Source organism: Pseudomonas sp. GM60, assembly GCF_000282415.1.
GTDB classification, from domain to species: Bacteria; Pseudomonadota; Gammaproteobacteria; order Pseudomonadales; family Pseudomonadaceae; genus Aquipseudomonas; species Aquipseudomonas migulae.
This window is the reverse complement of the sequence record NZ_AKJI01000024.1, coordinates 1-11,568: the sequence shown is the minus strand read 5'-3', so window position 1 is coordinate 11,568 and position 11,568 is coordinate 1. Positions and strand designations below refer to the sequence as shown.

Sequence of the window (11,568 nt, the reverse complement as noted above, 5' to 3'; positions counted from 1 at the left end):
TATGAAACGCCAACCTAAGCTTTCTATCTTGCGCGGCCTGCTTTTTCTATTCGACATTGACAATGTTGATGACGTTGAAAGAGAAGAGATAATAGCTTCTAAAAACGTTAATGATGAGGCGGAGCTCGCTGAGTTGTTCGATATGCTAATGAGGCCAGAATTCACTGCCTATACTGACAGTGATCGCGAGTGGTATATCGATACATTGATTTATTATTTGGGGTTGGAGGAAAGCTTTGATTCTGTTTTTGATAAGTTGACAACTTATTTTGATGACGAGGTTGAAGATCAACGAAAGTTTATGCAGGTCCTTCTGGAATGCCTGTTGCGATATCAGTCTGAAATAAAATAAAAAAACTATGCAGTTCTAAAATAAATAAATCCGTCCCGTTTTTTTAATGTGCTTCTGGGCCGTTTGAAATGATATCAGTCAAGAAATGATGGAGCATGAATTATGCCTGAAGTTATTGAGGGGAGATGGTCGTTTAATGATTTAAAACGTTGGACTTGTGGAGAAACAGACGCAGCGTTGTTTGACGATGACTACGCGGAGGATCCTGATGCAGTTGATATGAATATTTTAGGAGAGTGCGGTGATGCAGGCATTTTAGAGTTGATTTCGAACCCGAGCTGTAGGGCTCGATCTTACTTTGCTGATCTGTTAGCTCTCAGTCTATGCAATGTGTTTCGGTCTGACAGGGATCTGCCATTTCATTTTTCTCGATTTCTAGGGATTAAGTCTCTAGAAGACTACATGTCGGAAGTTGAAGAAGTGACGGTGCGTGTTTACGAGGCGTGTTTGGTGATCGATAGTATGAAAAGTATCACTGATCCTGCTATTCAATCGTTATACAAACAAATTATGGATTTTAGGCATGCTAAAACTAGCAGTGTGCTTGAGTTCTATTGGGACTGTCGGAGAAAAACAGATTTCAGTTTGTTTGAAACTGATGCGGATAGTTAAGCAGTGCGAGTTAGGTCTATTGCTCTCCGTCGGAAATTCGTCCCGGTTTTGTACTTGATTAGATGGGTTCAGCTTTTTAGAGATTGGTTATTTTGTTGAAGGTTGTTGAAAAAGAAAGCACTGCATCATTGCGTGAGCGAATGGATAGCGCCGGATGCGTGTTCAAGTTTGTGGTTCTTTCACCGGAGTCTGAGATTGAAGCTGGTGAAAGCATGCATCGACAGGCGTTGATAGCGCTTCATGAGATGCTGATGACAGAGGCGATGGAGTGGCACGAAAATCTCATCAAAGATCCAAAATATGAGGATTATCCGGAGCCCCTGATTAGTTGGGATGTGGAAAATGCCATAGCTACTCCACTCAGTCCGGATGAGGTGCTGCATCTGACTTCCACTGATAAAGACGATATTTTTGAGCGATTAGCGCTATACGCCTGCTTTGTAAATCCTCCGTATCGTGCTCGGTTTAAAGGGGGGGAGACAGAGGCACAGTCGGTTTTTCTCAAATGGTGCGAACTCCTTGGGTTAAGCGAAATAGATGATGTCTCAGTGGTGAATTGGGTCGAACGGCTCAATACAGGTCTGCATGGTTATGACGACACCATTGAACGTGTCGAGTCATGGAGCAATTATTTTGATGCAGGCTTGGAGTGGTGGGGAGTGTGGTGTCTCACGATCTGGAATCCCAAGCGTCGAACTATTAGCGCGTTGATTGCTAGCACCACAGACTGATTCAGCTGTTTAGAAGTCTCGGAACAATCGCGAAATTTCTGGGCAAGGTCGTCGGAAGTTTCCTTCAATCTGCGGCGGTTTCCATGAACTGGTGTGGAATGTTTTCCATCGATAGTCTTTGGTGGTCGCTGAAAGCTCAGTGGCAGGGTGTAGGAACCCTTCAAGACTAGAGAGGACGCTGTGGCGTCGTCACTGTATTTGCGGCCGTCAGCGTGCGTCCGTAAGATCAGTTGCGGCGGCTGTGCGCGGGCACGCTTCGGCGTGGTCGAGTTTTCTGGTCTCGATATTCCTACCCCGCGTATAGCTGCCACCCAAGCCTGTAGGAAGGCCGATGGTAGCTTCCCTTCTTACCAGAGGTTTAAAAATGACTAATCTTCACCCCGATCCACCCTACGAAAAACCAGCCCCTCCACCCAAAAGCCGTTTCATGGCACTGACCAGTAACTGCGACGACATGCCCACCTTGTTCGTCGATACCCTCGCACCACTCGACGTTTTATACGACGCGGCTAGCTATCGAATCCGCGCCGTAACCCAAGTAATGGAAAACCTGTCGATGCGTGGCTCTATCGAGTGCGAGTCCTTCATCCTCAGTGACTTTGCCTTGCTCTGCGCCATTCCGTTGCGGGACGGGTGTGATGTGCTGGACGTGTTGGGGCGGCGGTTGAAGGCTCGGCCTTCCGCGTAGCGCCGCTGAATGATCGTTTCCACGTGCTGCGTGGGAACGATCACTGCCCGCTCAGCCGCGAAGCCCTGACGTTCGCCTCGGTACAAGGTAAACTTCCCGGCCTTCGCAGGAGCAATCATGAATTATCGTCACGCCTTCCATGCCGGCAATCACGCCGATGTGTTCAAACACCTGACCTTGACCCGCCTCATCGCCCTGATGTCGCGCAAGGAGCAGCCGTTTGCCTATCTCGACACTCACGCCGGCATTGGTCTGTATGACCTGCAAGGCGATCAGGCGAGCCGTACCGGTGAGTACCTGGAAGGCATCGCACGGTTGTGGGATCAGCCGGATCTGCCGGAACTGACCGCCGATTACATGAAGGTGCTGCACGACATGAACCCGGATGGCCAGTTGCGCTATTACCCGGGGTCGCCGGAGCTGGCGCGCCGTCTGACGCGGCCGCAGGATCGGGTGATGCTCAACGAGAAGCACCCCGAAGACGGTGTGTTGCTCAAGGACAACATGGCCGGCGACCGTCGGGTGAAGGTTCACTTGGGCGAAGGCTGGCATGTGCCGCGTGCGATGTTGCCGGTGCAGGAGAAGCGCGCGGTGATGTTGATCGATCCGCCGTTTGAACAGCTCGATGAGATGCAGCGTTGTGCGGCGTCGCTGAAAGAAGCGATTGGCCGGATGCGCCAAACCGTGGCGGCGATCTGGTACCCGGTGAAGGACCAGCGCATGTTGCGTCGTTTTTATCAGGATCTGGCCGGCACGGGTGCGCCGAAGTTGTTGCGGGTGGAGTTGCTGGTGCATCCGCTGGACACGCCGAACAGTCTGAACGGTTCCGGGTTGGCGATCGCGAACCCGCCGTGGGGGCTGGAAGAGGAATTGCGTGAGCTGCTGCCGTGGTTGTCCAAGAAGTTGGGACAGACCCAGGGTGGGTGGCAGATGGATTGGTTGATCGCCGAATAACCACGGCAAACGAAAAACCCTGTAGGAGCCGGCTTGCCGGCGATGACGGCCGGGAGATCTGCGCTGGATTTCCCGCCGCCATCGCCAGCAAGCCGGCTCCTACAATTGGATCTGCGTCAGATCGGATTGAGCGGGTAACGCCAATCAGTCGTGTGTCGAGCGCAATCTCGTGGCTGACACATAACCTGTAGGAGCCGGCTTGCTGGCGATGGCGTCCGGGAGATCATCGCTGGATTTTCCGACGCTATCGCCAGCAAGCTGGCTCCTACAATTGACTCTGCTTCAGGTCAGATTGGGCAGGTGACGCCGGTGCCGCCAATCCCGCAGTAGCCTTCAGGGTTCTTGGCCAGGTACTGCTGGTGATAGGCCTCGGCGAAGTAGAACGTCGGCGCTTCTTCGATTTCGGTGGTGATGGTGCCTTTACCTGCCTTGGTCAGTTCGGCCTGGAACACTTTTTCGCTGTTCTTGGCCGCTTCCAGTTGGGTCGGGTTAGTGGCGTAGACCACCGAGCGGTACTGAGTGCCGATGTCGTTGCCTTGGCGCATACCCTGGGTCGGGTTGTGCAGTTCCCAGAACATTTTCAGCAGTTCTTCATAGCTGACTTTCGCCGGCTCGTAGACCACCAGCACCACTTCGCTGTGGCCAGTCAGGCCTGAGCAGACTTCTTCATACGTCGGGTTCGGCGTGAAGCCACCGGCGTAACCCACCGCGGTACTCACCACACCTTCGCGCTGCCAGAACTTGCGCTCTGCACCCCAGAAGCAACCCAGACCGAAGATCGCAAAATCCACGTCCATGGCGAATGGGCCCAGCAGCGGGGCGTCGTGGACGAAGTGTTTTTCCGGCACGGTCATCGGGGTTTCGCGGCCAGGCAGAGCTTGTTCTTTAGTAGGGAGCACGTTTTTGTTCACCAGAATTTCCGAGCGCAGAACCATGATCAGTCCTCTCAGTCAGGTTGAAATGTAGATAGTCAGACCGCCAGTTTGCCCAATGCCGCCTGGTTACGCACTATCCAATGTGGGAGCGGGCTTGCTCGCGAATGCGGTGTGTCAGATGACACTGTTGGTGGCTGAAACACCGCATTCGCGAGCAAGCCCGCTCCCACAGGGATTGCGGTGTGCTCAGGCGATTGGGCCGCGGGGGTAGCGCTTGAGCTTTTCGATCAGCTCGGAGCCCGGAATCGGTCGGTCGAACAGGTAGCCCTGGCCGACGTCGCAGCGGTGGCGGCGCAGGAAAGCCAGCTGTTCGGCCGTCTCGATGCCTTCAGCCACGACCTTGAGTTTCAGGTTGTGGGCCATGGCGATCACCGCGGAGGTGATTTCCATGTCATCCTGGTTGTCCGGGATTTCGTGAATGAAGCTTCGATCAATCTTAATGATGTCGATGGGGAATTTTTTCAAGTAACTAAGCGACGAGTAACCGGTGCCGAAGTCGTCCATGGCCAGGGTCAGGCCCAGGCGCTTGAGCTGGTCGAGCTGCAAGTGGGTGTCTTCGGTGGCTTCCAGCAGCAGGCCTTCGGTCAGTTCCAGCTCCAGCAGGCTCGGCGGCAGCGCTTCTTCCTTGAGGATGTTGGCAATCGACGACACCAGGTCCGGGTCGGAGAACTGTTTGGGCGACAGGTTGATCGCCACTTGCAGATTGCCCAGGCCAGCGGCCGTCAGGTCTTTGCTCATGCGGCAGGCCTGGCGGGCGATCCATTTGCCGATCGGGATGATCAACCCGGTTTCTTCAGCGACGCTGATGAACTGGTCCGGGCGGATCATGCCTTTTTCCGGATGGTTCCAGCGCAGCAACGCTTCCATGCCCAGCAGGCGACCGCTGCGCAGGCACAGCTTCGGCTGGTAGAACACGTCCAGCTCGTTCTGTGTCAGGGCGCGGCGCAGGTTGTTCTCGACGAACAGTTTGTAACTGGCCTCGGCGTTCAGCGCTTCGGTGAACACCTGAACCTGATGCTTGCCGTTGGCCTTGGCCTTGTGCAGCGCGAGCCCGGCGTTACGCATCAGGGTTTGCGGGTCGCGGCCGTGCAGCGGCGCGCAGGCCAGGCCCACGGAGCCGGTGACGCTGATCAGCTGGTTGTCGACGAACATCGGTTTGTCGAGGGTCGCCAGCAGTTGGTTGGCGACTTGCTGGCCCATCGCGAGGTCGGTGTTGTCCAGCAGCACGGCGAATTCGTTACTGGCGAAGCGCGCCAGGCTGCCGCTCGGGATCAGGCTGTTGCGCAGGCGTCGGGCCAGGCTGATCAGCAGTTTGTCGCCGGTCTGGTGGCCGAGGCTGTCGTTGATTCGCTTGAAGTTGTCGATGTCCACCAGCAGCAGGCTGATCGGGGTATCGCTGTCTCGGGCGAAGCGCTCATCGAGATTACGGATGAACGCCGGGCGGTTACCGAGGTTGGTCAGGTTGTCGGTGTAGGCCAGGCGCTCGATGCGCTGCTGGGCGAGTTTGGTCTGGGTGATGTCTTCGTAGATGCCGATGTAATGCGTCAGCTCGCGGTTGTCGCCGTACACCTTGGAAATCGACAACTGGCCCCAATAGGGTTCGAGGTTTTTGCGGCGGCTCTTGAATTCACCCTGCCAACTGTTGCTCTTGGCCAGCGCCGAGGGCGCGTCGAACAGCAGTTCACTGAGGTTTTCCAGGGCCGGCAGTTCCGACAGTCGCTGGCCGTGGACTTCTTCGGTGGAATACTGGGTGATCGCGGTGAAACTCGGGTTGACGTACTCCACCACGCCGTCGCAATTGACCAGCAAAAAGGCGTTGGCACTTTGCTCGACTGCACGCTGGAACAGGTGCAGGGCGCTGGTGGCGGTGCGACGGTTGTGGTTGTTGATGACTTGGGCGAACTGGTCGGCCAGCTCACCGGCGAAGGCGATTTCGTCGGACTGCCAGGCGCGGGTCGCACCGGTCTGCTCCAGACAGAGCACGCCGACCACTTGGCCATCGACACGAATGCTGGCATCGAGCATCGCGTTCACATCACGCGGGCGCAGGCTTTCGGCCATTTCCCGGGTGCGCGGATCGCGAATCGCATTGTGGGCATCGATTGCACGGCTGCCGTGCAGCGCGTCCATGTAATCGGGGAAGCCACTGATGTCGATCGGCGCCGGTAGGGCGTATTCCTGGGTGGTGCGGTGATATGCCGAGATCGGCACCAACATCGAACCGTCAAGGTTCCACAGGCTGGCGCAGTCGATTTCGTAGATGTCACAGGCGCTGCGGGTGATCAGCTCGGCGGCTTCTTGCAGGGAATTGCCGGTGCTGTAGCGCTGGCGGGTCAGCAGCAGGATCAAGTCTTGCTGGGCGCGCACGCGGTCCAGGTGCAGGAGCTGCTCCTGTTGGGCACGCTGATTGAGTTCCAGGGCGATCTGCAAGCGCGAGTTCTGGGTTTCGAGGTCCAGCGCCGGCAGCAGCGGATCGCCTTCGAACATGCCATCGACCACCAGCAGGTAGCCGCGCAGCAGGTGTCGATTGTGTTGTTTGTAGGCTTCGCCCAGTTCCAGCAGGCTCAGGGTGCCTGCGGCGGTGTGCAAGGTGTAGCGGATCAGGTAATGCGGGCTTTCGGTGAGTTGGTGCTGGACCGCGTCATGCAGCTGATAGCGCGCTTCGGGCTCCATCAGGCTGGCATAGGGCGAACCGACCAACGCACAGAGTTCCACCGCGGGCAGGCCGAACTGTCGCTCGCAATTGGGATCGAGAAACAGCAGCGCCCAGCTGGGTTCATTCAGCCGTTCGAAACGCAGCATGCCGAGCCGCGAGGGCACCGGCAACTGCGTCACTACCTCGGCCACCATACGGCTGGCGGCATCGGGTTGGCTTTTCATGGAGGGTAACTCGCTTCGAATGTGCTGATCGCGCCGGGCTCTCGCCCTCTTTACTGTTGCCTGCGGCAAGGTTGCATCATTGCGACACCGACTGACAAGAGACATGAAGGCCAAGTGCTATAAGAATATGTCGGCCGGCGTGAACATTTCTTCAGTAATGGCTGAAAACTAACGTATTTCGCTGGAAAAAGCGTTGGGGCTGATCGCCAGCAAGCTGGCTCCTACAGGGGAGGTGGGGTAATTCTCGATCTGCGGGGCGACACCGGACCTGTGGGAGCCTGGCTTGCCAGCGATGGCGGCCTGAAGGGTGGCGCTGAGTTTGAGGTCGCTCTCGCCAGCAAGCTTGCTCCTACAGAGGTTTGCGTGATTTCTCGATCTGCGGGGCGGCACCGGACCTGTAGGAGCCTGGCTTGCCAGCGATGGCGGCCTGAGGGGCGGCGCAAAATTTGAGGCCGCGATCGCCAACAAGCCGTCTCCTACAGGGGAGGTGGGGTAATTCTCGATCTGCGGTGCGACACCGGACCTGTGGGAGCCTGGCTTGCCAGCGAAGGCGATCTGAAGGGCGGCGCAAAATTCGGGGCCGCTATCGCCAGCAAGCCGGCTCCTACAGAGGTTTGCGTGATTTCTCGATCTGCGGGGCGGCACCGGACCTGTAGGAGCCTGGCTTGCCAGCGATGGCGGCCTGAGGGGCGGCGCAAAATTTGAGGCCGCGATCGCCAACAAGCCGGCTCCTACAGGGGAGGTGGGGTAATTCTCGATCTGCGGGGCGACACCGGACCTGTAGGAGCCTGGCTTGCCAGCGATGGCGGCCTGAGGGGCGGCGCAAAATTTGAGGCCGCGATCGCCAACAAGCCGGCTCCTACAGGGGAGGTGGGGTAATTCTCGATCTGCGGGGCGACACCGGACCTGTAGGAGCCTGGCTTGCCAGCGATGGCGGCCTGAAGAGCGGCGCAGAGTTTGAGGTCGCTATCGCCAGCAAGCTGGCTCCTACAGGGGATCGCGTAGGTTCTGTAGGAGCCGGCTTGCTGGCGATGTTTTCGGCATCAGCGCAATGTAATGCTCGTCGACTGTAAAAGTTTGCCGTCGCGGTCGTAATAACTGACGCGGATCTGTTCCGGCTCAACGATCAGGTGCGCGAAATTGTCCTGGCTGATGACCTGGCTGGTCAGTTCATGCCGATAATCTCCGGCGGCAGTCCGCACCAATGGCTGATCGAGGATGAAGGTCGAGGCCTTGGCGTAGGGCAGCAGTTTGCTGTTGCACAGCGGCGAGGAGACGATGGTGTGCACTTCGAAGTCCGGGTCTTCGCTGTGGGTCAATCGACTGGTCAGGGAGCCGTGCACATCACCGGACACGAAGAACACGTTCTTGATGCGGCGTGTACGAATGGTCTCCAGCAACCGTAGTCGTTGCTCCGGAAAGGCTTTCCAGGCGTCATCGCCCAGGCGTTTTCGGTCGGGGTAGAACATCACGCTGGTGACCACGAATTTGACCCGGGCCGGGCTGTGGATCAGCCATTCGCACAGGGCTTGCTCCTGCTCTTCGTCGAGAATGCGCCGGTCGCCGGCCGACAGGTTGCGTCGGGTTCGGCTGTCGGTGACAAACCATTCGATATCCCCGTTGGTGAATTGATACCAATAGCGTTTCAGGGGGTGACGGATGTTTCCATCTTCAAGCAACTCATGGGCCGGGCTATGGCTGGCTTGATATAACTCATAAGCGGCGATGGCATTGTTATAGAGAAGGTCATCGTTTTTGTTTTTGTTGGCGGGCCAGTTATCTTCGATTTCATGGTCGTCAAGGATCATGTAAGTCGGCGTGCCGGACATCAACTTTGAAATGTGCGGCTGGGAAAAAGCCATGCGGTACTTGCTGAGTATTTCTTTATATTCCCGATCAGGGGCGATGATGTTCAAGTCATCGATATAGACTTGGTCGCCGGTCATCAACAGGGCGCTGATGGGCGTTTCGGCGCGCTGCGCCAGGTTCGTGATGGAGGCAAAGATCCGGTCGCCCATATGCGGGAACGAAGGTGCGCCGACCGTCATCCGCAGGTAACGGCATGACCCGACGATGTAAGCCCGTGGCGCTGCGGGATTGCCGGACTGGGTGCTGAAACGGTAGACGTGCCTGGGCCATTGCAGCGGCAGTTCCTGAACCGTCTCCACGGTGTGCACGGGGCTCATGGGGCTGAACCAGCCTGCCTGGTATTCGTACTCTGTATCGGTGGCGAGATCGTTGAGGGCAAAGACGTCGCACATGTCTCGCGTGCTTGTCAGTTGTTTGAATATTGCTTTGGACCACGGCGTATCACCGCTGCGTCGATAACGAATTCCACCAAACGCCAAAGTGTCTTCTTGTAACTCGCCACGTAAAAAAATACGGGTATGTTGAGTTGTAGTGTGGCCAATAATCGGGCCGACGGTAGGTTTAAACATATTCGAATCCATTCGAAGGGGTATTAACTGAATAAGTAAGCCAACTAAACCTTTAGTTAGTCATTTGTATAACCAAGCCTAGTGGGAGGCCGGCAAAAAATATCGTGCCGAAGTGGATTCGAGTTGTGGGCTAACTCAACCACGAACGTAGGAAAGTGACTTTCTTCAAGTCAAAAAAAGCCCCGCCAAATTGGCGGGGTTGAGGTACGAGCGTGGCGCTCGGAAAACGTGAAACGCGAACGGCCCTCCGGTGAAGGAGGGCCGGCCGGTGTTACAGCAAGATGGTGCGGATGTCCGCCAGCAGGCTGCTCAGACGCTGGGTGAAGCGTGCAGCAGCGGCGCCGTTGATCACACGGTGATCGTAGGACAGCGACAGCGGCAGCATCAGTTTCGGCTGGAAGGCTTTGCCGTCCCAGACTGGCTGGATGGTTGCCTTGGAAACACCGAGGATCGCCACTTCCGGCGCGTTGACGATCGGCGTGAAGCCGGTGCCGCCAATGTGGCCGAGGCTGGAAATGGTGAAGCAGGCGCCTTGCATGTCGTCAGCGGTGAGCTTCTTGTCGCGGGCTTTGGCAGCCAGCGCAGCGGCTTCGGCTGCCAGTTGCAACAGGCTCTTCTGGTCGACGTTCTTGATGACCGGTACCAGCAGGCCTTCAGGGGTGTCGACGGCGAAGCCGATGTTCACGTACTTCTTGCGGATGATCGCCTTGCCGCTTGGTGCCAGCGAACTGTTGAAGTCCGGCAGTTCCTTGAGCATGTGCGCGCAGGATTTGAGCAGCAGCGGCAGGATGGTCAGCTTGACGCCGGCCTTCTCTGCAACGGCTTTCTGAGCGATACGGAACGCTTCCAGCTCGGTGATATCAGCCGAATCGAATTGAGTCACGTGCGGGATGTTCAACCAGCTGCGGTGCAGGCTCGACGCGCCGATTTGCATCAGGCGAGTCATCGGCACTTCTTCGGTTTCACCGAAGCGGCTGAAGTCCACGACCGGAATCGGCGGGATGCCCGCGCCACCGGTTGCGCCGGCAGCAGCGGCCGGTGCTTCCTTGGCCTTCTGCATCATGGCTTTGACGTAAACCTGCACGTCTTCTTTCAGCACACGACCGTGCGGACCGCTTGGGCTGACCGCGCTCAGCTCGACGCCGAATTCGCGGGCCAGTTGGCGTACTGCAGGGCCTGCGTGAACCTTGGCGCCCGATTTGGCCGGGGCCGCCGCAGGTGCTGGAGCAGCAGGAGCAGCGGCGGCTGGCGCAGGAGCGCTCGGTGCCGTAGCGGCTGGAGCCGACGCCGCAGCCGGGGCAGCAGCAGGCGCAGCGCCTTTGACTTTCAGCTTCAGGATCAGGTCGCCGGTACCGACTTCGTCATCCAGCTTGATGGAAATGCTTTCCACCACGCCAGCGGCAGGCGATGGGATTTCCATGCTCGCCTTGTCGGATTCCAGGGTGATCAGCGACTGGTCGGCGGCGACGGTGTCACCGGCCTTGACCAGTACTTCGATGATCTTGGCCTTGCCCGCCGAACCGATGTCCGGGACGTGAATGTCCTGAACGCTGTCGGCAACCGGTGCGGCCGGGGCGGCAGCGGCTGGCGCAGGTGCAGCGGCAGGAGCAGCCGCCTGAGCTGGCGCGGCAGCAGCCGGTGCCGCAGCACCTGCCACTTCCAGGTCCAGAATCAGGTCGCCGGTGCCGACTTCGTCGTTGAGCTTGACGCTGATGGCTTTGATCACGCCAGCGGCAGGCGATGGAATTTCCATGCTCGCCTTGTCGGATTCCAGGGTGATCAGCGACTGATCAGCCTCGACAGTGTCGCCGACCTTGACCTGGATCTCGATGATCTGGGCCTTGCCCGCCGAACCGATGTCCGGCACGTGCACTTGCTGAACCGAAGCGGCAGCTGGCGCAGCAGCAGGAGCGGCCGGCGCTGGAGCAGCGGCCGGTTTCTCTGCGGCTTTGGCTGCAGGCGCGGCAGCCGCAGGAGC

Annotated in this window: 9 protein-coding genes; 5 read left to right on the top strand and 4 right to left on the bottom strand. The window is 57.6% G+C overall.

The genetic code is table 11. The features are described from left to right. The first annotated feature begins 1 nt into the window (after position 1). The 5 genes from PMI32_RS25715 to PMI32_RS25730 all read left to right on the top strand — a co-directional run bounded on the left by PMI32_RS25715 (position 2) and on the right by PMI32_RS25730 (position 3,337). Entirely contained in the window at positions 2 to 352 is a 351-nt protein-coding gene (locus tag PMI32_RS25715) for a hypothetical protein (RefSeq protein WP_008025091.1), read from the top strand. 102 nt (positions 353 to 454) lie between these two features. Next, complete coding sequence (locus PMI32_RS25720) at positions 455 to 964, top strand: hypothetical protein (protein ID WP_008025090.1); 510 nt, start codon at positions 455 to 457, stop codon at positions 962 to 964. A gap of 95 nt (positions 965 to 1,059) precedes the next feature. After that, a complete protein-coding gene (locus PMI32_RS0128650; RefSeq protein WP_238541015.1) occupies positions 1,060 to 1,695 on the top strand; it encodes a hypothetical protein in 636 nt (211 codons plus the stop codon). Positions 1,696 to 2,059: 364 nt separating this feature from the next. Beyond that, positions 2,060 to 2,383, top strand: a complete 324-nt coding sequence (locus tag PMI32_RS25725) for a hypothetical protein (protein WP_008025087.1) — start codon at positions 2,060 to 2,062, stop codon at positions 2,381 to 2,383. A gap of 117 nt (positions 2,384 to 2,500) precedes the next feature. Next, the gene (locus tag PMI32_RS25730; protein WP_008025084.1) at positions 2,501 to 3,337 is read left to right on the top strand and encodes a 23S rRNA (adenine(2030)-N(6))-methyltransferase RlmJ; all 837 of its coding nucleotides are present in this window, start codon (positions 2,501 to 2,503) and stop codon (positions 3,335 to 3,337) included. Between the two features lie 287 nt (positions 3,338 to 3,624). On the opposite strand, the gene msrA is transcribed toward PMI32_RS25730, so the two are convergent. The 4 genes from msrA to aceF form a co-directional block, all read right to left on the bottom strand. After that, positions 3,625 to 4,272 (bottom strand): peptide-methionine (S)-S-oxide reductase MsrA, encoded by a 648-nt coding sequence (msrA, locus tag PMI32_RS25735; RefSeq protein WP_008025083.1) that lies wholly within the window; start codon positions 4,270 to 4,272, stop codon positions 3,625 to 3,627. A gap of 186 nt (positions 4,273 to 4,458) precedes the next feature. Next, positions 4,459 to 7,152 carry a putative bifunctional diguanylate cyclase/phosphodiesterase gene (locus PMI32_RS25740; protein WP_008025081.1) on the bottom strand — a complete coding sequence of 898 codons (2,694 nt, stop codon included), beginning with the start codon at positions 7,150 to 7,152 and terminating at the stop codon, positions 4,459 to 4,461. 1,043 nt (positions 7,153 to 8,195) lie between these two features. Then, the gene (locus PMI32_RS25745) at positions 8,196 to 9,590 is read right to left on the bottom strand and encodes an alkaline phosphatase D family protein (protein WP_008025078.1); all 1,395 of its coding nucleotides are present in this window, start codon (positions 9,588 to 9,590) and stop codon (positions 8,196 to 8,198) included. Positions 9,591 to 9,861: 271 nt separating this feature from the next. After that, positions 9,862 to 11,568, bottom strand: a 1,707-nt coding sequence (aceF, locus tag PMI32_RS25750) for a dihydrolipoyllysine-residue acetyltransferase (protein WP_008025076.1), incomplete at its 5' end; no start/stop codon positions are given.

Coding starts and splice junctions, on each gene's coding strand:
- PMI32_RS25730 (WP_008025084.1), top strand. CDS start 2,501: ATGAATTATCGTCACGCCTTCCATGCCGGCAATCACGCCGATGTGTTC.
- msrA (WP_008025083.1), bottom strand. CDS start 4,272: ATGGTTCTGCGCTCGGAAATTCTGGTGAACAAAAACGTGCTCCCTACT.
- PMI32_RS25715 (WP_008025091.1), top strand. CDS start 2: ATGAAACGCCAACCTAAGCTTTCTATCTTGCGCGGCCTGCTTTTTCTA.
- PMI32_RS25745 (WP_008025078.1), bottom strand. CDS start 9,590: ATGTTTAAACCTACCGTCGGCCCGATTATTGGCCACACTACAACTCAA.
- PMI32_RS25720 (WP_008025090.1), top strand. CDS start 455: ATGCCTGAAGTTATTGAGGGGAGATGGTCGTTTAATGATTTAAAACGT.
- PMI32_RS25725 (WP_008025087.1), top strand. CDS start 2,060: ATGACTAATCTTCACCCCGATCCACCCTACGAAAAACCAGCCCCTCCA.
- PMI32_RS25740 (WP_008025081.1), bottom strand. CDS start 7,152: ATGAAAAGCCAACCCGATGCCGCCAGCCGTATGGTGGCCGAGGTAGTG.